We start from the raw sequence: 21,589 nt of genomic DNA on the forward strand, positions 1-21,589 counted from the left end.
TTGATTCTTATGAAGCTAGCTCCTTTAGCAGCTTTAAGTTTCGGCTAAAGCCAATTGAGTTTATTTAACAAGAAAACGGGCTAAAGCCCGTTCCTATTAATCAATTTATTTTTTAATATTTCTTGAGAATGTTTATTAACTTCCATCATCCAGCTTCCCGCTCAAAACCTACCTCACCCTAAAATCCTGCAGCTGCTCCGGCTTTTCACAGCAAAGCTGCTCCATTACCTGCCTGAACTGCATCTTGAGCATTTCAATAATATGGTCGCCGCCTTTGTCACCCAAAGCGCCTACGGCATACATAAACGTTCTTCCCATAAAGGCAAATTCGGCACCGCAGCTTAATGCACGGGCAACATCCGGACCGGTTCTTACGCCGCTGTCCATCATGATTTTAATCTGATCTTTGTATTTTTCGCTGATTTCTTTCACCACGGCAATCGTAGATTCTCCGGCATCCAGCTGTCTTCCGCCGTGATTGGAAATAATCATTCCGTCGAAACCCAAACGTATTGCTTCTTCGGCATCTTCATCGGAAGCTACTCCTTTGATGACCAGCTTTCCTTTCCACTGATCGCGGATCGCTTTGATTCTGTCCGAATTTAGTCTTCCCGAAAAAGTAGAATTCATGAACTGTCCGAGCTGTTTAACATTCATGTTTTTATCCATGTATTTTTCCATCGTTTTAAAACCCGGAACACCGTGCTTCAGCATTTCTAAACACCAGTGAGGTTTTACCAACGCCTGGGAAACATTTCTGAAATTCAGTTGTGGCGGCATTGCTAAACCGTTTCTAATTTCTTTGGCTCTGTATCCGAAGGTAGGAACATCTGCCAGAACCACCAAGGCATCATATCCCGAAACTTCACAACGGTTAAGAATATCATCACGCAGCCATTCTTCTCGTGGATGATACAGCTGATACCAGGCTTTACCTTCCGTTAATTCTGCAATTCTTTCAATGCTGCTTGTGGTAACGGTGCTTAAAATAAAAGGAATATTATGTTTAAAAGCTGCTTTTGCAAGGATTTCCGGGGCATTCGGCCACATTAATCCCTGCAGACCGACCGGAGAAATTCCGAAGGGTACGGAATACTTTACCCCGAATAATTCGGTTTCCATATTGGCTTCCGCAAAATTGTTATTTAAATACCTCGGACGAAGCAAGACTTCTCTCAACTCGTTGGTATTTCTGTCGCGGTTTATATTTTCATTACAGCCGCCGTCCAGATATTCAAAAGCAAAACGGGGCATTCTTTTTTTAGCTCTTTCAATTAAAAGCTCAAGCGATGCATATCTGGTGTCAAATGGAAATGCCATAATTACAGGTTTTTATGTTAAAAGTCAGAAGTAAAAAGTAAAAAGTTAGAAGTAAGAAGTAGGAAGTAGGAAGTTGATTCTTTACATTTTACTTTTCACCTTTTACTTTTTACTTACATATTACAAATTAAAAATTAACGGTTGAAGCACTTTCATCTGATAATGCTGCTGTAAAAAAGTCTCGTCTATTTTTTTATTGGAAATCACCATGGAAGCTCCCAATGCCGAACCCAATGGAGAATGACTGGACATCACATTGTAATGCTGAAAATGGTGCGACATCAGTTTCATAAATACATCATTGTCGGTAAACCCGCCATCGATATAAATATTTTGAATTTCCGAATTTCCAATAGCGTTTTTAATGGTGTGAATCTGTAGATCCATCAGTTCAATCATCAGCTGATGATACGCTTCTTCAAAAGTTGCGAAAGAATTTAAATCGGTTTCGGTGATCATTTTCCTTTTTAAAATTATCCCTTCAAAACGGAAATAAACCGCTTTATGCTTCATCAGTCGCAAATACAGTTCCTGGTCAAACTGTACTTCCCTGTGGAAACCATATTCTTTTCCGTAGTGTGCACACAATTTTTCGACCTGGATTTTATATTCATTTCCCATGAAAAAACGGGATGCTTTTACACGTTTTCCATCAATTCTCATGTAGTTCAGGCAATTGTTTTCGATGTCTTCATCGGTTAAGCTTTCATCATTGAAAGGATTCAGAGAAATACTCCAGGTTCCTGTTGAAAGCAGCAAGAACGGTTCTTTTTTGCTTAAAATATACGGCAAGAGTGCCGAAGAACTGTCGTGAATTCCAACACCTATTTTAATTTTCTTATTTCTGTATGAGGTATTGATGCTTGCCGAAGTCGGAACGATTGGAGGTAATAAAGCATCAATCTCTTCTTCGTACACCCAGTCGTGGTAATCTGCTTTATCATAATCCCATAAATTGGTGTGACAGCCGATTGATGTAAATTCCGACACACAGATTCCGGTAAACAGGTATGATAAATATTGAGGTAAATGAAGGCTGTACCGAATTTTTTTAAATATTTCCGGATGTTTATACTTCAGCCAAAACAGCTGCAACCCGGAATTGAGCATTCCTGCCTGCGGAGAAGCGGTTTCACGCGCGATCTTTAGTTTGCTTCCATGCTTTTGATAAAATAACTCCAATATTTCCTCATCCATCGGTTTGGTATAATTGTACAATGGCGTGAGAACATTTCCTTTCTGATCCAAATGTACAAAACTTGCTCCGTATGTTGAGAAATTGATGGCTTTAACTTCAAAGTTTTCATCATCAAGAATGGCATTGAAATTATCTTTGATCCAATTTTGTAAGGCTGCCAGATCTTCCGTCGGATAACCGTCTTCATCAGTCGTAAGGGGAAGTTCCGTATATTCCCGAACGATTTCTTTATAATTTTTATCAAACAGAAAGAATTTTTTATTGGTTTTTCCAATATCAAATACAATGGTTACCTTCTTTTTTTTAGACATTTTCAAGGATGATTAATTTTTTCATTGCGAAAGACTTTTTAAACGCAAAGCTCGCAAAGTTCTTTTTTTAAATATTATATGTTTTTAAGTTCGCAAAGGCGTTCTACTTAGCAAAGATTTTTTTAATACTAAATATTATATTAGGCTCGCAAAGGTGTTATACTCAGTAAATAATAGTTATATTCATTGAATATTCAATTACATTAATAATTTCTTTACACCATTAAGGAGTGTTCAGATATTAAGACCATTAAGAAAAAATCCACTAATTCTCTAAGCAATAAAGCTTAAATCCCAATAATCTAAACACTTTCAACCTTAATGATAAAAATATAAGGATACATATAATTGAAAACTTTCGATTGCACTTGAAAGTTCAAATTATCAAATTAAAACAGGTTATAATCCTGTTGCTTTTACATTCAGTCCTCTTTCGGAAATCAAATTTTCTCTCACTTTAAGATTTCTGTAAGATGCAATAGGATCCAGCGCTGCACCTGTCTGTAATCTTGCAGCTTGCAGTAACGGACGAACATCCGTTCTGTACGCATTTTGCAAAATTTCCTGAGCACGGACCACATCATTATTCAGCTGTGCTTCCTTCAATGCTTTTTGGTCTACTAAAAGTGCCTGTGCATAAGCGATCAAAATCGCTTCCAATGACTGAATAAGATCTTCCAACGGATCTTTAATATTGTGACTTGCATCAATCATCCAAGCCGGGTAAGGATTTTGCGGATTGTTCTCCATTCCGTATACCAATTCATTGAAAATCAGGAATAATGCGTAAGGTTTTATGGATCCCACCGTTAAATCATCGTCTCCGTATTTGCTGTCGTTGAAGTGGAAACCTCCCAATTTTCCTTTATACATCAACGTGGCAACGATTTGCTCAATGTTTGAATTGGGTAAATGATGCCCCAGATCCACTAAGGTATAAGCTCTTTCTCCACAAGCATTTGCCAGCATAAAAGAAGTTCCCCAATCCTGAATGGTTGTTGAATAAAAATTCGGCTCGTAAGGTTTATATTCGATGAATAATTTCCAGTCTTCCGGCATTCCGGCATAAATTTCTTTTAAACTTTGCTCTGTTTTTGACAATGCCGTCTGGAAGTTTAACTGTCCCGGAAAGCTTGCACCGTCTGCCAGCCAAACCGTTAAGCTTTTGGAGCCTAATTCTTTACCAATCCGAATTACTTCTTTATTGTGTTCAACCGCATAAGCTCTTGCATTTTCGTTTGCTGCATTTAGAGAGCCGAACTTATAAGATTGTTCTGCTCCAGGTTGATCCTGGAAGGTATTGGAATTCATTGCATCGAAAATCAATCCGTGAGCAGCTGCTTTTTCTTTAATTGCCTGTACATCATTCGGAATATCCCACGGAATATGAAGAGAAACCGCTCCTGCAGAGTTTGTTAATGCATGAATCAGCCCGATATCATCTAATTTATGTTCCAGTGTCGCAGGTTCGCCTCCATAAGAAAATCTTCCGAAACGTGTTCCTCCGGCACCCAAAGCCCAGCTTGGAATGGCTACCTGAAAATCGGCTATTTTATTGACGATTTCAGAAACGTTTGTTCCTGATTTCGCGAGTTTATCTGATAAATAGGCAAAATCCGAATTGAAATTTTCGGTTTCACTTTTATTGTTTTGCTCTATACTGTCTTTGTTTATAATCATGGTATGATTTATTTTCCACAGAATTTATTTTTTATGCGCAGGGTTTTACCCTATGCTATTGTAAGTCGCCACTTTGTGGCTCTGGTTGATGAAGTTTATTTGAAATTCATTTAACATAATAATATCAAACTTACGATTTAAAATATACTCCTTCAGTATTGATGTAAAAAATTATCTTGGGAAGGCATTTGCCATTCCGCCATTTACATTAATGATGTTTCTTTTCAATAGGGTTTCTTTATGTCGCCACTTCGTGGCTTTGAGAAAAAACAAATGATTAAACTGACAAAAATATAGTTTAATCAATTGCTTATTCTTTATTTTTATCTCGGGAACGCATTGGCCATCCCGCCGTCTACATTGATGATGTTTCCTGTACTTTTATTTAAAATGGCAAGGCATGCAAAAACGCCATTAGCGATGTCTTCCGGAAGAATGATTTCATTTAAAAGATTTCTTTTAGCGTAAAACGCAGGTAATTCTTCCACCGTGATTCCATTAGCTTTTGCGCGGCCTTCTGCCCATTCTCCTTCCCATATCTTGCTTCCCACGATTACGCCGTCCGGATTCACAACATTTACCCTAATCTTATCCGCAGCCAATTCTGCGGCCAATAGTCTTGTCATATGCTGTTGCGCTGCTTTTGCAGTTCCGTACGCGACATTATTCGGTCCGGCAACGAGTCCGTTTTTGCTTGCGATGTTGACGATATCGCCGCCCAAATTCTGCTTTTTCATGATCTCGGTTCCTGTTTTTGCCAATAGGAACTGCCCTTTCACCAAAACATTCTCCAGCAGATCCCAATCTTTTAAAGTAGTTTCTTCCAAAGATTTAGAAATGGCCAATCCTGCGGAATGGACAATAATATCTACTCCACCGAATGCCAAAACGGTTTGTTTGAAGGCTTCTGCAATCGCTTCATCATTGGTCACATCACACTGAACGGCAACTGCCTGATCTTTGCTGTATTTAGATGTTGCGGATTTTACAGCTTCCCCATTCAAGTCTGTATACACAACAACTGCGCCTTCCGCAACCATTTTGTCTGCAATGGCCTGCCCGATTCCGCCTCCGGCTCCGGTAACGATGGCAATTTTTCTTGACAACGGCTTTTCTTTCGGCATTCTCTGAAGTTTAGCTTCTTCCAATAGCCAGTATTCGATATCGAAAGCTTCCTGTCTTGGTAATGAAGTGTATTCTGAAATGGCTTCTGCGCCACGCATTACATTAATAGCGTTGACATAAAACTCACTGGCCACACGCGTCGTCTGCTTGTCTTTTGAGAAGCTGAACATTCCCACTCCCGGATAAATAATGATCACTGGATTCGGATCACGCATTGCCGGACTGTTCGGATGTTTGCAGGTTTCGTAGTATTCTTTATATTCCTGTCGGTATTGCTCGAAAAGCGGATTTAATTTTTCTAAAATCGCTTTTGAATCGCTTAAATCTTCATTTTTATCTAAGGTAAGCACCAGCGGCTGAATTTTCGTTCTCAGGAAGTGATCGGGGCATGAAGTTCCCAGCGGAGCCAGTCTTTCAAGATCATTGCTGTTGATGAATTCCAGCACGGCATCGCTGTCTGTAAAATGGCCAACCATTCTGTTTTCTGAAGAAGCCAGACCTCTCAACAACGGCATAATCTGCGCCGCTTTATTCTTACGTTCGTCAGCAGGCAGAGATTCTGTTTTTTGTCCGCCAAAAACCTGTCCGTTTTCTTCAATTTTTTTAGCGATGTATTCGGAAGCCATTTCGATAACTTCCAGGCTGTTGATATAGCATTCGTAGGATGTATCTCCCCAGGTGAATAATCCGTGGCTGCCCAAAACAATTCCCCTGATTCCCGGATTATCATGTAAACATTTTTCCAGCTGCAGACCCAGATCAAAGCCCGGTCTTTGCCATGGAACCCAGCCCATGGTATCTCCCCAGATTTCTTTGGTAATCGCTTCGCTGTCTTTGGCGGCTGCAACTGCAATTAATGCATCAGGGTGAAGGTGGTCTATATGTCTGAATGGAAGAAGTCCATGAAGAGGTGTATCGATGGATGGCGCTTTGCTTTCAAGATCGTAAATGCAGTGATCGAATAATCCTACCATTCTGTCTTCATCTTCCAGGCCTTCATATACATTCTTGAGGTTTCTCAATCTTTCGGTATATAACCCTGCGATGCCTTTTCTTGTTAACGTTCCGATATCGCCCCCGGAACCTTTCACCCACATTACCTCAACTTCTTCATTGGTTAAAGGATCTTTTTCTATGGTTTTGCAGCTTGTGTTTCCACCTCCATAATTGGTGATTCTTAAGTCTGCCCCGAGAATATTTGACCGGTATAAAAATAAGGCTACCTGATCATCTCCAAAAGATGCTGCTTTTTCATCATCCCACAAATAGTTTACGTATCTGAATGTTTTTAGTTTTTCCATTGTCTTTACTTATATTCTAAAATTCTAACCCAAAATTAGATTCTTCCATTGTTTACAGCATCCCGTACTATACTGTTAAATGCTTTTATTTAAAGATAAATTAACATTTTATTTTAATTCACATTGTATGGATTATTTTTATCTAATCTAGGGTTTTGCTCATTAATATTTTGTGATTTAGCTTAAAAAATAAACATTTAGAAATTTAAAATTTCCCAATGTTTATCTTGAATGATTTACGTTGATTAATATCCGGGCAACTGACTCAGATTAGGATTATCAACCAAAGGATGACCTGCCGAAGCTGCAGCAAATGGAAGCAGTTCTGTTTTATTCGGGACAAATCCGTAGAAAAGTCCGTCTCCACCCCCTTCAATCCAGTTCGGATAAGTACCTCCGTTTTCAGCGGAACCTGTAGGTTTGGTATAGATAATATTCCCGATCTGCAATGCATTAAATCCTTCAACAAATCCTACCGCTTTTCTTGCATTTCCGTTAAATGTACTTGTGTAAGCCTGGAACATATTTACAGGATACCATTTGTCTTCAGCCGTTGAAGTTTGTCCGTTTGCCAGTGCTATATTTTTTAAAGTCGTCTGATAGGCTGCATACCCAGAAGAGTTGGTAGGCACTGCCTGAACCAAAGCAATCTGTGCCGGATCTGTTAAATCGATATAGGTAACTGCCAGAAACGGATCTCCGTAAACCTGTGCATTTTTGTGGAATTTATACAATCTGTAAACCGGTATTGAAGCAAACTGTCCTGTTCTGTCCGAAAGGTTTTTCATTGCCTGTTTCGTAGCATTGATTTCGCTGGCGATACGGTTCATTCTTATTAAGTCTGTACGAAGCATAAATTCATCGGAAAATTCCCATTTACGCTCCTGAACAAGAGCATCCTGAAACGCTTGCTGACCGCTTGGTATTGGCAATGAACCAATTCCTGCACGGTTCCTTACCTGCTGTAAAGCAGCTGTTCCTGCGGCTGTAGGACCTCCATTCAAATAATTTTGTGTCTCAGCATACATAAGCAATACATCAGCGTATCTTATAATCGGAATGTTCAGGTTACGTGCATCGGCAGCCTGTGGCTCCACACACCAGCTTATTCTGAATTTACCCGGCATGATGCATGAATAGGTAGTTCCCACGTCTACCCAGGTATCTGATGCATTACCTGTTCTTAAGAAATAAATGCTGTAAGAAGTACAGGCAACATCCCTTCTTTTATCAGCCTGATTAAATGACAGGTAATAAGTAGGTAATATAAACTGCAGCGCTTTTCTTGATCCGAAAGTTCCTCCTCTGGAACCCGGATGTGCATACACTCCAAAGGCAGAGTTGGTGTTGGGACCATATTCAGCGATATGCCAAAGCATTTCCTGGTTTACGGCTGCAAAATTTCTTCTGTCAAAATTGAACCATAATGCTTCAAAACCGCTTTTTCCTCCCTGCGCCTGTACTAAGCTGTTGGTACCGGCATTAATTACAGAAGCCGCTGCTGCATCTGCAATCTGGTAAAGCTGCTGCACTCTGCTGTTATCAGAACGACGGGACATGGTGCCTGCCGATCCTGTATTCAAATCCCAACGAAGAGAATATCCCGCAGCATATAAAGCAATTCTTGCTAAAAGTGCATTGGCAGATTGTTTATTTAATCTTTCCGGAGTACCGTTTGAGGCTGGTAAACTGCTTAGCGATTCCTGAATATCAGCAATAATCTTATCGTAAATCCCGTCCCTTGGGGAACGTTTCGGGTATAATGTGTTCGTGTCGTTAGGATCTGCATCTTCAAGCGGGATCCAGATCGCAGGAACGTCTCCGTAAACACGTATTAAGTTATGGTAGCAAAACGCACGGATCGCTTTTGCTTCTGCCAGCAATGCATCACGCTTCGGACTTGCCGGCATTGTAGGCAATCTGCTGATCGCAATATTGGCTCTTTCAATAATGGCATACATCGCGGCATAAATTCCGGTAACCGTATTTGGGGTGTATGCATCATACTGATAATTGCAGATATTGTATTTGGAGTTATTGGTTGAACCATCTTCCGCAGAGTGGGTTACGGTATCTCCAGCACCCAGCTGATAGAACATTTCAGTTGGGACAAGACCCCTGTAAAGTCCCTGGACAAAAGCATCTGCTGTTTCTATGTTTTCGAATACCGATTCTGTATTGGATGAATTATACGCAGGCTGATCCAGAAAATCATCGCTGCAGGAATTGATGCTGATACCGCCGGCTAACATTACCGGAACAATAATCAGCATTTTTATAAGGTTTTTTTTATGATATCTGTTTTTCATGATGTAATCGTTTGCATTTAGAAAGTTAAATTAATACCAAGAACATAACTTCTTGAACGTGGAAATGAAGAGCTGTCGTATCCCGGTGTCACCGTAACACCACTTGCAGCAGAGACTTCAGGATCATAGCCCGAATAGCCTGTGATGGTTGCCAAATTATTAACGGTAAAATAGATGCGCGCATTGGTAAGTTTAACCGTACTTAAAAATTCTCTTGAAAAGGAGTACCCCAACGTAACCATGGCAATTCTTAAATAAGAACCATCTTCAACATAATAGGATGATGGATAGGTGATATATCCTGAATTGGTCGTATTCAAGCTCCAAAGGCGTGATCCTTCATCAGGATTCAGCTCTTTTAATCTTGCAAGATTTGTAGTGGCCTGACCAGTATTAGGATCAATGATACGGTAATAATTATCTCCGAATTCCGAAGGTGTGTTCTGGAATAAAGCATAAGGACTTAAGCTGTGCTTAGTTGCATTGTAAATATCACCCCCGACACTGAATTTCATAAATACCGCCAGATCAAAACCTTTGTATGAAAAATTATTGCTGATCCCTCCGATAAAATCAGGAGTTCCGTTTCCGATTTTCACCAGTTTCCTTGTAAACTGATCTCCGGCTTCATTGTCTGCCGCAAACTTGATATCACCCGGTTTCGGAGTTCCTGAAGCAGGCTTTACCACGCCTGGTTTTAATGTTAAAGATCCGTTGGATTCCTGGATAAAATCGTCGGTGGTGTAAATTCCCTGGTAAACATATCCGTACATATCTCCCAATTCTTCTCCAACTGTCGCATAATAGGTTACCATACCTGCCCTGTTGCTTCCGACACTGAAGTTCCTGAATTCTCTTCCTTCATCCAATGATAATACTTTTGATTTATTGAAACCTATATTGGCGTCGGTAGACCATCTGAAATCGCCGGATTTTACGTTGATTGAGTTTAAGGTAAATTCCATACCGGTATTTTTCATAGAACCGATGTTTTTAAACTGTCTTGCGTACCCTGTTGAAGCAGGCAAAACGGTTTCCAGCAACATTCCCGTAACATTATTGTTATACCATTCTGAGGTTAATTTAACCCTGTTATTGAATAATGCCAAATCTACTCCGATGTTGGTTGACCTCATCTCTTCCCACTGTACCATACGATTCCCTAAAACACTGCTTGTTACGAGGGCTAGATTTCCCACCGTATTATTCAGAGGATAATCGGTTGCAACAACATTGGTTCTGAAAACGTTATCAGGAATACTGTTATTGCCGACAATCCCATATTCAAACCTAAATTTAAGATCATTAACATAATTTTCGATTTTTGAATTTTTCCAAAACCCTTCTTCTGAAACTCTCCATGCAGCAGCTACCGACGGGAATACGCCCCACTTGTTATCCGGTCCGAATTTAGAAGATCCGTCACGACGCACCGTACCGGTAAGAAGGTAACGGTTATCGTAATTATAATTAACTCTTGCAAAATAAGAAAGCAAACTGAATGATGATCTGTCTGTATTTTTATCCGCAACAGTAGCATTGGAAATAACATCCAGTCCATAATTTAAAATAGATGGAAATCTTACCAGCCTCATGCTGTTGCTCTCGCTTTCCTGATAGATGATTTCGTTACCGATTAATCCAGTGATTTTATGCTTTTCACCTAGCGTTTTATTATACGTCAAGGTATTGGTGATCTGGTAGCGATAGGCCTCAGAATTTCCGATGCTTCCGTTGATGCCTGTATTAACCGGATCAGTAAGGTAGGCACGGGAATTTTTATCTGAAAATGCAGTAGCTTTGGTATTGGTCCAGTTATATGATCCGGCAGTTCGGAATGTAAAATCTTTCAGCAAATCAAATTCAAGCCCTACGTTGGCAAGAAATGTTCTTACCCTTCTGTTTTGTGTAGATGCTGCCGTTTCAATAAATGGGTTTTCCGTATCGAAACCTGAATCCAGCGCTGAGAAATCCGGGAACGTCTGGGTATTAAACAGCTGATCCTGGGTAAATAATGTTCCTCCCGTAATAGGCTGAAGCAATATTTTTTTCATTCCTGAATAAGCTCCTCCGCCATTCGTAGAATTGGAGGTAAACATGGAACTGAAATCCAGACGTATTCCTTTATACAGTTCTGAGTTCACATTAGCACGTAACGAGTTTCTGGTTTCGCTGAAATTTTGCAGCAAACCATCCTGCTTATTATAATTGTAACTGATGAAAGTTTGTGTTTTATCTGAACCTGCCGAAACACTAACATTGTGGTTCTGCGTAACTCCCGTTCCTCCCAGCAATTTTTCCTGCCAGTCTAAAGACGGTGCGGATGCATAACGGTTGTTGATCCTGCTAAATGCGCCGGTGTAAAATCCCGGTGAGTCTGTTCCCAGGCTGTTATCAAAAACATTGCTCCATTGGGTGACTTTACCCTGAAGCTGTGCCATTTCGTACTGATATTTCACGAACTGCTCAGAATTGGAAATCATGTCCAGCTTCTTTGAAAGCATATCAAATGACATGAAAGAATTGTAGTTGATGGTAACCCTTCCCTTTTTTCCTGTTTTTGTTTTAATGACAATAATACCGTTAGAACCTCTTGCACCATAAATAGCGATAGCGGAAGCACCTTTTAACACATCAATGCTTTCAATATCGTTGGGATTGATAATATTCAGCGCATTATCCAGCTGGAAACCGTCTACAATATAAAGCGGCTCCGTTCCCTGGGTAATGGAAGCACCACCACGAACAGTAACATTGGCTCCCGCTCCTGGCGCACCACCTGCCGTAATGATGTTTAATCCTGCCGCTCTTCCTTGTAAAGCCTGTAATGCATTCATTGCCGGTGTTGCAGCCAGATCTTTTGCAGAAACCGAAGATACCGATCCCGTTAAGTCCGATTTTTTAACTTTACCATAACCGATAACGACTACTTCCTCAATATCTTTAGTCTTGTCTTTCACAGTGTCATTTACTGTCTTTTGCCCGAACATAAAGCCGGATGCAAGCAAAAACAGCGGTGCAATAAGCGGCTTAAAATTCTTCTGTTTGATTTTAATAGACATATATTAATTTTTACATCACCAAAATACATCCTTAGAAATATACCGGCATCCTGCCATATCCTGTATTAAAATATTCATCATTTAAGTTAAATAAATATCAATTTTACAATTAACAACCGTTAAACATATAAATTTAATCACAATTAAATGAAATAAAACAAAATTCCACAATAAATAAATTTTATCGGAAATTAAAGAGGCACTCCCGATTATATGCATCGTATAAAAAAAGGTGCTGAAAAATCAGCACCTAAGAGAAATTAAACTATATAAACTGTATGAAATAATACCTGATGAATGCTGTATCTACCGCAAAGAATTTCCGTATCCGACAATCAGGATAGAAATAAACATAACGATCATCCCAACTACAATTGTGGAAATTGTTTTTTTGGAAACGCCTTTCCATTCTTTGATGACTACCCCCCAAAGATTGGCAATTAAAATGATGAATGCCATGTGCAAAATCCATGAACTCGGGCCATTTCCCATTTTACTTTCACCCATTCCGTAGAAGAAAAACTGTAAAAACCACATGGTTCCTGCCAATGCACAGAAAAAAATATTTCTCGCAACAGGAACATTTTTTTTGGTATAATCGGTATATGATTTATTCTTAAAAGATAGATAAAGGCAGCCGAGGAGATTGGAAGCCATACCGCCCCAAAGCACTACAATATAGGTTACATTATTCTGGAACAAAAATTCTCCGTTACCGGGATTTGCCGTTTTCCATGCTTCGTTGGCCACCATCGCCATGGGTTTTCCGGCTTCCAGTCCGAAATTGAAACAGGCACTTAAAACTCCCGAAATGATGGCAACCGTAAGTCCGAGTCCGAACTTATATTCCGTTTTCACCTGTGTTCCATGAGGATCTGTTGATTCGTGCTGAAGTTCTTTGTCTTTCATGACACCGGCCTTTCCGCTGATGATAATTCCGATAACGCACACAAATAGTCCGAGAAGCACCATTTTTCCCCATGTGCTGGAAATCATTAATCCGATATTGTCTTTTCCTGCCTGAGGCGAAAATTCGTAAAAAATAGAAGGTACCAGCGAACCGATAACCATCGTAAGTCCCAGCATGATACTGCTTCCCAAGGCAACGCCTAAATACCTGACTCCCAAACCATACATGAATCCACCGATTCCCCAAAGCGCTCCGAACAAAAAGGTTAATCCTAAAATTGATGAACTTTCATTCTGAATAATTTCCCAAAAATCCGGAATGGTGAGATAGGAAGCCAGCGGCGGAACAATAATCCATGAAAAGACACCTCCTATTAACCAAAATGTTTCCCATTGCCAGCCTTTTACTTTTTTATAGGGCAAATAAAAACTCCCAGAAGAAAAACCTCCTAAAAAATGAAAAATAACTCCTAATAATGCGTTCATAATTTTATCTTTCGATTGAGTCTGAAAATTAACAAGATGTAATCGATCTCGCATCTTGTAGTGTCATGTAATAAATATGATTTCTAGAACAGAAAACAAATTTAAAATTTATTAACATAAATGAATATGATTATAGTATTGACAAAATAAAATGCACATTCAAAAATTTTATATTATTTTAACTGATATACTTCGCTTGCCGCCAGCAACAGGCAACCCAATCCATAATCTTCAAAATCAGGCTCTTTGTTTACTGAAAGCGGCTGACCGTCTTTAGGTTCTTTTCCGGTTCCCTGAACCCATCCTAAAAATCCGTTGGGTTGAACCGAATCTTTTACAATGGCATTCCAGGCTTTTGTTATAACAGGCAGATATATTTTTTTATCAATTAAATTATTATTGATTCCGTAGGCCATTCCATATACGAAAAGCGCCGTTCCTGTCATTTCTTTACCTCCGAAATTCGTGGGATCGTGCAAACTAACATTCCAGAAACCGTCTTCTCTCTGAATCGGAACCAAGGCAGATAATAAATCTTTATAATCCTGTAGATATTCCTGATAATGAGGATCAGATTTTGGCGTGTCTTCCAAAGTTCTGGCAAGTGCCGCTACCACCCATCCGTTTCCACGGCTCCAATAGCAATCTTGGCCATTCGGTTCTTTGTAAGGCGGAACAAAGCTTTTATCCCTCCACCAAAGCTTATCTTTCGGATTGTACAATCCGTTTCCTCCATGCTTATATTTGGTGAAAGCATACATTTCGTAATTTTTGTCGAAATATTTTTTGTCGCCGGTGATTCTTCCCAGTTTGCTGTAAATCGGCATTCCCATTTGTAGCGCATCAATCCACCACCAATCATCGGATTTTCCGGAAGCGATCATGCTGTCCATCGACATTTTTACGTATTTGATTCTTTCCGGATGTTTTTTCCCATCAATTTCGTAAAGATCAAGGTAAGTCTGTCCGCAAGCCTGGTTATCGGCATTTCGGGTATAAGTGCCACGCATCATATCCCATTTGTGCTTTTGAGACCAGTCCAAAGCGTAGTTATAATATTCTTTTTTAGGATCAACTTTATATAAAGCCATCAGACCTTCATAATAAACTGCTCTTGTCCATAAGTTACTTGGCCATACTTTTTTACCAACCACTTCTTTTCCCGGATCCGGCCACTTGTTCATAAAATACCGATTGGCTCGTTCGGCGACTTCCAGCACTTCTTTTTTATTCGGAAGATCTGCATTTGCCGTTGTGTTTTGCTTTTGAACCGAACAGGAAGTCATTCCCGCAATCATCAGTGCAAAAAAGCCTGCTGTTAATAGTTTTTTCATTTTATATTTAAATTTAATTATCAATTTTTGGGTTTACAGTAAAAATTTTGGGTTTTGGAATTTCCTTCACCGATTCATCAAGATAATAATCCGGGTGCGGTGGCTGATTGTAGCCGACATTCTGCCAGACAATGCTTAACCGATACTGCGGATTGTGCATTAAAGTGTACAATCGATGATTTGTCGGAATGGTTGTACTGAAAATTCTCAATTCCTGATTATCTGCTGTCCTGTACATTACTTCCTCGCGCCAGTCTCCGAATAAATCGGCAACTAATGCCGGGTTTTTCTTTGTTCCGTTATTGGATTCACATTGAAAATCTTTTGCATTAAAAACAAGATTTGATTTTTCGTTTCTCCAGTCCCATTTTGAAACAACCGTTCCGTCGAGAATTTCGTTTAAAAGATCACCATCCCAGTAAATTCCCATATTTGCCGGAGGATTTTTATCGCTGATCTTTTTCCCTTTTGCAGTATAAATACCTTTTAGTCCGGCTCCGGCAGCCCAACATTCCGAGCCTTCATGACGAGGGTCGATATTCAACGACAACCCTCTTCCCGGCCCCTGGAATTTACCGGCTTTACTGTAGACGGTAGACGGTAATTTCCACAACACTTTTCCGGTTTTACCATCTCGGAAATGCGCTCCCGCATCATCAAATCTTTCCTGAATATCAAAAATTTCCAGTCCGGGATTGGATGGATCTAAATCTCCGACATGCAAAGCATCGCCGTGCCCGAAACCTGTACTGTTCAGTACTTTTCCGTCGTCATCAACCGTCATTGCGCCGAAAACAATTTCGTCTTTCCCATCATTATCGACATCGGCAACTGTTAAATTATGATTTCCCTGTCCGCGGTATTTTTTGTTTTCTTCCGAACTTTCCGTATCAAAAAGCCAGCGGAGATTCAATTTTTTATTTTTATAATCCCAGGCTGCAATCGCTGTTCTTGTGTAATATCCTCTCGACATCATCACACTCGGTGTTTTTCCATCGAGGTAAGCAACCGCTCCTAAAAAACGGTCGATGCGGTTTCCTTTGGCATCTCCCCAGGTTTCAGTCATTTCTTCATTGGTAGGATTTAAATTTCCTGAAAATCTTGGAACCTGATAATTTACCGTATGGATCTCAGCTCCGGTTTGCCCATCAAAAACCGTCAGAAATTCCGGTCCGGAAAGAATCATTCCGTTTTCATTGACGTAATTTTTTGTTGGGTCACCAATGAATTTTCCTTTTCCGTCTTTGCTTCCGTCGGCGGTTTTCATGACGATTTCCGCTTTTCCGTCCTGATCTAAATCGTAAACCAAAAACTGGGTGTAATGCGCACCTTCCCTGATATTTTTCCCTAAATTAATTTCCCATAAAAACTGCCCATTCAACCTATAAGCCTGAATAATAGGCGGATCTGTTTCGCCTTTCTGACTGTTGTCTTTGGATCTTCCGGTCTGATGAAGGATGATTTCATATTCTCCGTCACCGTCGAGATCGGCAACAGAAGCATCATTCGGCGTGTAACCTTCCGGAGTTTTCAATGGAATTGAAAAATAGGTTTTTTGATTGGCCATATATTTAGCAAAATCCTGGTCAACGTCCTGATGTTGTGTATTTGATTTTACGAAATAGGTATAGCTTTTCTTTTTGTCAGCGGTTTTATCTAAAAAATTCGTTTCGTGAAGCAAAGGTTTTTCATTCAGTTTTTTAGTCTGATTGTTTTCTGTGCGATACACATCGAAATGTGTATTTTGAGCTTCCGTTCCCAGCAATCGCCAGCTTACAAAAACACCGGATTCCGCTGGAATGGCAACGATTCCTCTTTTCAGGTATTCCATTTGTCTTTGCGCAAAAAGGGTTTGCGAAAGAAATAGCGCAGATGTAATGAAGATATATTTGATTTTCATAAATCTTTTTTAGTAAGTTTTGGCTAAAGCCGAATTGGAAATCTCATTTTTATTAAACGGGCTAAAGCCCGTTTCTATTGATTTTGCGTCGAATCTTGTGTTTTGCAAAACCTCATAGGTTTTTGAAACTTATACGGGTTGTCAATTTGAATCGCTCGCAGCCCGACTTGAACGGAGCTCTTTTTGTCGCAGCAAAGCGGAGACAAAAAAGCGGGAGTGGAAGGCGGAAGAGCTGCCCTAAAAATTAAACCCAAATTCAATCGATTGCACAAATTGTTTTATTTTATTTCTGGGAAGCTTCTTTAAGCAGCCACATTACCCATTCTTCGGTTCCTTCATAATTGGAAAAGTCCTGAGTAAGCTTTTTTCCGTCAATGTATTCGTTATAACACCACGGATCGCCCAATGCGAAAACGGTTCCTTTTCCTACTTTCGCTATTGCACCAATCACCTTATTTTCGGCATAAAGAAATGGCTTTGCAGGTGCTTTTACTGAAATCGTACTAACTTCTTTCATATATAACTTCAGTTCTGAAAATACTTCATTTCCCGGTTTTACATAAACTGCACCTTTTTCAAACTCTCTGCCTTTCAGCCTGTTGATGCTGTCATCATTGAAATGAATACCGAATTGTTCGGCCAGTTTGTTGAAATGCTCAAACTCAGAGTTTCCGTTATCGTTACTCATTAAAACCAAAACACCGCCTTTATTAATCCATTTTACAAGGTTTTTAATGGTTTTTGAGTCTATCAGATTGGCTTTTCCTCCGTAAGCTTCCTTGTCGATATCCGGGTCAACAATAATGTAGATATTGGCATTTTTTAAATCTTTTTTAGACGGAGCCGTTGTTAATGTACTGATTTCGGCGCCTTGCTTTTGAAAAAGTTCGCCCAACATGGAGAATCCGCCGTTGCTGGTATCATTCCATGTGTAATGCCAGGATTCCAATTGCCTGGTTTCTTTGTTTTCTCTTTTTTCATTGTTGAAAAAGTTGTCCAAAACGACCTTTGGTCTGTTTTGGGCATTGGATAATCCAAATGTGAGGAGTGTTCCCAATGCTAATGTTTTTACGATATTTTTATTCATAAGTCTTTATTTAATATTTAAATTCAATTTATTCTGCTGTAATTTTTAACGCAAAGTGTGCAAAGATTTTTTTGACTACTATTCTTTTTTAAGTTCACAAAACAAGTTTCGCCGATTCCGATTATCAATTATAAATTGAGGCAAAAGCGTTTCACTTAACAAAGATCACAAAGTTTAATTTTATTTCGATGCATCAAAAAGAATTTATTTCGGATAATATACAGGAATTAATTGAATTTCGCCATCTAACCCTGAAGGTTGCACTTTCCAGCCGGAGGCATCAAACGGTTTGTAATCGATGTTCACAAAATTGATTTCATGATAATTTCGCCACTGGATTTTGTTTTGATCCATATAGCGTATTCGGTTGGCCATCAGATTTGAAACCTCAATCTGAATGGTATTTTTCCCTTTTTTTAAATATTTTCCAACGTTGATTTCAAACGGAAGGCTCCAAACGATTCCTGCGTTCTGACCATTGATGATTATTTTTGCGCTTTCATATAATTTATCAAGTTTAAGCACAAAATCATCAGCTTTATTTTTCTTAATTTTAAAAGACGTCCTGTAAACTCCAGTTCCTGAAAAACTTTGTGTTGAAGCGTCGTCCGTGAAACTCGTCCACGGTTGAATCTTATCCAAAGTTCGGGATTTAGGAAGTTCCGGGCCGCCTTCTTTGAAAGTCAGCTGCCAAGGTTGATTTAATATAATCGGTGCATCTGCTCTTTCAACGTATTTCCATTTTGGAATTGAGCGATCCTGAATTTCTGATGCTTTTATAATTAATGATTCTCCTGATTTCAATTGAATTCTTACTGAATTATTCTGCGTTTCGGCAATTCCAAAATCTCCGTTTCCAGGATTCATTAAAGCAGCTTGATTTCCCATGAAATTCAAAGGAATGTTTTGATTGATTTCTTTCGAAGTATGATTGACGATGTAATAATATTTTCCGCCATCGAACTTTCTTCTGACGAATTTCAGGCCGGCATCGGTTAATTTTTCCCTTTCAATTTTTAAGAATTCCAGTGCTTTTTCAATATCAGAGCTCAAAACAATTTTTCCTTTTCCGAAGTTTGCTGACTGTAAATTTACATTTTGCTGAAAAGCAATTGTTTTCCATGCCTCCTGCAACTCTTTTCTTCTTTTTTCAAATTCAAAAAATCCGGGAACATCTTTCGGTTCACTTTGAAAAATTACAGAAGCACCTTTCTGAGCTAATTCGAGGATATTCTTTAAAGTAGATTCAGGTAAATAATTCAATTCCGGAATAATTAAAACTTTGTAAAAGCCACCATCTTCAGCCACCTTAATATTCTGATTTACAAACTTCGCTTCAGAAATCATTTTATCCGAAATCATATCGAGAGAATAGCCGGCTTTGCCCAGTTTTTCAAGGTCTTCATAGAATACCGTCGGATGCAGCCATTTTTCAATATTGTGAATTTTGAAGGTCATATCCTTTCCTTTCGGACTTGCCCATTGGTCGTAAACCGGCCAGTACAGGAGGATTTCATTGTCTGACTTTCCGCTTTGTAAAACGGATTGTGTTCTTTCGATGTAAGAATTCAAGCCTTTGATATTCGGCCACAAACTGTTTTCAGGAACGAAATTCGTTGAAGCATAAAACAGCCAGCCCGGAAACTGAACATCAGCCGGCGTGTACGTTGTGCCGTGATAAAAAATGTGATTGATTCCGGACAAAAAAATCTGTTCCGCTTCCGGTTTTACCTGCGACCAGGACGTTTTGAAATGTTCTGTCAGCCATGTGAACGACTCGTTGGAAATCAAAGGTTTTCCGGTAATATTGGCTGCCGAAGATGCGAATTTCAACATATTGATATCCGGAACTTCCTTTGTATTAATGTCTTCCAGATTTCTTTTCAATCCCTGAATATCGAATTTTGTGCTTCCGAAAGTTTCAGATTCCGGAATATCGACTGCGGCGTATAAATCCAGTAAATTTCCTGGAGAACCGTGCGCCTGATTGGTATTTTTGGAATTCTTAGAATGCGCCCAATTGGTGAAATTTTCTGTAAAATTGTGAAGAATCAATTCACTCATCGTTTCCCGGTAATCCGATTTTATTCTTCCTGCCATTTCACTTTCGCTATCGTTTACCAGATATTTGATGTAAGGACTCAAATCATAGCCTCTTCTTTGTTTGAATTCTTCCTTAAAACCGGCAGTCCAGTCGGCATTGTACACTTCATAACTGTCATTAAAAAATGAACGGATTCCGTAGTTGGAATTTCCAAAAGCTGTATCAAATGATTTTAAATATTCTTTGGCTGCATCGGGGGAAAAATGGTCTAATGTATACCCTTCTCCTCCCGGAGCAGCACGTTTTACTTTTTGTAAAGTTTTACCCGAAAAAACTGCATACACTGTCCATTTTCCGGAGGTTGGTTTCCAGTTTAAAATTCCGTCCTGAGTTACTTTATCCGTTAAAACAATAGCTTCATTTTTTTCATTATAAGCAGTGACGATATCAAGCTTTACTGTTTTTAAATTCTTTTGTTTTTCGTCTTTCAGAATAATTTTTTCTGAAATTTTTTTATCAGGTGAAATCTCGTAAGTCTGGACAATCATTTTTGTCGCTGCGTCCTGTTCGCTCACTTGCGGCCCACCGATCGGCCATCCTGTTCCGACTGCCATATCAACGCCCATATTCAGACTTTTGGCTTTATCTGTGGTGAATTGCAGCATCTTCATCCATTCCGGGGAAAGGTAATTGATGTATTTATTTTCAAAGCCTTTTGCACCATAAATCGGGACAATCTCCACTCCACCGAAACCCGCTTCGGATAGTGTTGTTAATTGTTTATCCAATCCCTTTTCGTCGACGGCGCTTCCCATCCACCACCAACGCGTCCACGGTTTTGCGGCTTCGGTGGTTTTTGGCCACGGATTCTGTGCGGAAAGATTTCCGAATGCAAAACAGAAAACGCTGATTTTTATGATATTTTTAAATTTCATTTTTACTTTTAAATTTAACCACAAAAGTCACAAAAGATTTCGGACACATTTGTTATTTTAAGTTTGTGATTCGGGTTTTGAGAAGAACACATTATTTTTAAAAAATCGAAGATTTTTTGTTTAATCAACATTAAGAAATTAAGATTTAAGCATCTTCTTAATGATTGTTATTCTAAACCAAACTATTAATTCTTAATTTTATGTTCACTCTGTTTTTTAAATTCTTAATGTTCAAATTTTTAATATTTTAAAAGAATAAACTTTGTTTATTTAATTGAGTTTATTAAGAAGCTGTTTAAACTTATTTTAGAAAAAAAGTTCCGAGAAAATTAGCAATTTTGGATTGCAATTAAAAAAACTAATAATCTGGAACTCATCAGCAAAGATAAAATAGAGAAATGGATTTTACCCCATTTAAGCAAAGGAAAAAGGGGATTTTCTACAAAGTTTGACGTGGTAAAAATAATCCAGACCATTATAAAACGGCTGAAAACCGGTTGCCAGTGGCGTGAGATTTCTTTAAAAGACTATTTTGGGGAAGAAAAGATAAGCTGGCAAAATGTGTATTATTTTTTTAATAAATGGAGC

Annotated in this window: 12 protein-coding genes; 1 reads left to right on the forward strand and 11 read right to left on the reverse strand. The window is 39.1% G+C overall.

Annotation, left to right across the window (positions count from 1 at the left end):
• Positions 1-168: 168 nt before the first annotated feature.
• The 11 genes from SOP96_RS06975 to SOP96_RS07025 all read right to left on the reverse strand — a co-directional run bounded on the left by SOP96_RS06975 (position 169) and on the right by SOP96_RS07025 (position 21,001).
• Positions 169-1,320: an alpha-hydroxy acid oxidase gene (locus SOP96_RS06975; RefSeq protein ID WP_326320274.1), complete on the reverse strand. Its 1,152-nt coding sequence runs from the start codon at positions 1,318-1,320 to the stop codon at positions 169-171.
• Positions 1,321-1,440: 120 nt separating this feature from the next.
• Positions 1,441-2,829 carry an FGGY-family carbohydrate kinase gene (locus SOP96_RS06980; protein WP_326320275.1) on the reverse strand — a complete coding sequence of 463 codons (1,389 nt, stop codon included), beginning with the start codon at positions 2,827-2,829 and terminating at the stop codon, positions 1,441-1,443.
• A 399-nt stretch (positions 2,830-3,228) separates the two neighbouring features.
• A complete protein-coding gene (locus tag SOP96_RS06985) occupies positions 3,229-4,509 on the reverse strand; it encodes a sugar isomerase (protein WP_326320276.1) in 1,281 nt (426 codons plus the stop codon).
• Positions 4,510-4,832: 323 nt separating this feature from the next.
• The gene (locus SOP96_RS06990) at positions 4,833-6,935 is read right to left on the reverse strand and encodes a bifunctional aldolase/short-chain dehydrogenase (protein WP_326320277.1); all 2,103 of its coding nucleotides are present in this window, start codon (positions 6,933-6,935) and stop codon (positions 4,833-4,835) included.
• Between the two features lie 245 nt (positions 6,936-7,180).
• Entirely contained in the window at positions 7,181-9,244 is a 2,064-nt protein-coding gene (locus SOP96_RS06995; RefSeq protein ID WP_326320278.1) for a RagB/SusD family nutrient uptake outer membrane protein, read from the reverse strand.
• Positions 9,245-9,261: 17 nt separating this feature from the next.
• Complete coding sequence (locus SOP96_RS07000; RefSeq protein ID WP_326320279.1) at positions 9,262-12,306, reverse strand: SusC/RagA family TonB-linked outer membrane protein; 3,045 nt, start codon at positions 12,304-12,306, stop codon at positions 9,262-9,264.
• A gap of 306 nt (positions 12,307-12,612) precedes the next feature.
• Positions 12,613-13,701: an L-rhamnose/proton symporter RhaT gene (gene rhaT / locus SOP96_RS07005; RefSeq protein WP_326320280.1), complete on the reverse strand. Its 1,089-nt coding sequence runs from the start codon at positions 13,699-13,701 to the stop codon at positions 12,613-12,615.
• Between the two features lie 173 nt (positions 13,702-13,874).
• Entirely contained in the window at positions 13,875-15,035 is a 1,161-nt protein-coding gene (locus SOP96_RS07010) for a glycoside hydrolase family 88/105 protein (protein WP_326320281.1), read from the reverse strand.
• A 13-nt stretch (positions 15,036-15,048) separates the two neighbouring features.
• Positions 15,049-16,935 carry a rhamnogalacturonan lyase gene (locus SOP96_RS07015; protein WP_326320282.1) on the reverse strand — a complete coding sequence of 629 codons (1,887 nt, stop codon included), beginning with the start codon at positions 16,933-16,935 and terminating at the stop codon, positions 15,049-15,051.
• A gap of 283 nt (positions 16,936-17,218) precedes the next feature.
• Positions 17,219-18,022, reverse strand: coding sequence for a DUF4350 domain-containing protein (locus SOP96_RS07020; RefSeq protein ID WP_326320283.1), 804 nt, complete (start codon positions 18,020-18,022; stop codon positions 17,219-17,221).
• A gap of 204 nt (positions 18,023-18,226) precedes the next feature.
• Positions 18,227-21,001: a glycosyl hydrolase gene (locus SOP96_RS07025; protein ID WP_326320284.1), complete on the reverse strand. Its 2,775-nt coding sequence runs from the start codon at positions 20,999-21,001 to the stop codon at positions 18,227-18,229.
• Positions 21,002-21,403: 402 nt separating this feature from the next.
• Here SOP96_RS07025 and SOP96_RS07030 point away from each other — a divergent pair.
• Positions 21,404-21,589, forward strand: a 186-nt coding sequence (locus SOP96_RS07030; RefSeq protein ID WP_326320286.1) for a transposase, incomplete at its 3' end; no start/stop codon positions are given.

The organism is Chryseobacterium salviniae (genome assembly GCF_035819015.1).
In the GTDB taxonomy this organism is placed as follows: Bacteria; Bacteroidota; Bacteroidia; order Flavobacteriales; family Weeksellaceae; genus Chryseobacterium; species Chryseobacterium salviniae.

Coding starts and splice junctions, on each gene's coding strand:
- SOP96_RS06995 (WP_326320278.1), bottom strand. CDS start 9,244: ATGAAAAACAGATATCATAAAAAAAACCTTATAAAAATGCTGATTATT.
- SOP96_RS07010 (WP_326320281.1), bottom strand. CDS start 15,035: ATGAAAAAACTATTAACAGCAGGCTTTTTTGCACTGATGATTGCGGGA.
- SOP96_RS06985 (WP_326320276.1), bottom strand. CDS start 4,509: ATGATTATAAACAAAGACAGTATAGAGCAAAACAATAAAAGTGAAACC.
- SOP96_RS06975 (WP_326320274.1), bottom strand. CDS start 1,320: ATGGCATTTCCATTTGACACCAGATATGCATCGCTTGAGCTTTTAATT.
- SOP96_RS07015 (WP_326320282.1), bottom strand. CDS start 16,935: ATGAAAATCAAATATATCTTCATTACATCTGCGCTATTTCTTTCGCAA.
- SOP96_RS06990 (WP_326320277.1), bottom strand. CDS start 6,935: ATGGAAAAACTAAAAACATTCAGATACGTAAACTATTTGTGGGATGAT.
- SOP96_RS06980 (WP_326320275.1), bottom strand. CDS start 2,829: ATGTCTAAAAAAAAGAAGGTAACCATTGTATTTGATATTGGAAAAACC.
- SOP96_RS07000 (WP_326320279.1), bottom strand. CDS start 12,306: ATGTCTATTAAAATCAAACAGAAGAATTTTAAGCCGCTTATTGCACCG.
- SOP96_RS07020 (WP_326320283.1), bottom strand. CDS start 18,022: ATGAATAAAAATATCGTAAAAACATTAGCATTGGGAACACTCCTCACA.
- SOP96_RS07025 (WP_326320284.1), bottom strand. CDS start 21,001: ATGAAATTTAAAAATATCATAAAAATCAGCGTTTTCTGTTTTGCATTC.
- rhaT (WP_326320280.1), bottom strand. CDS start 13,701: ATGAACGCATTATTAGGAGTTATTTTTCATTTTTTAGGAGGTTTTTCT.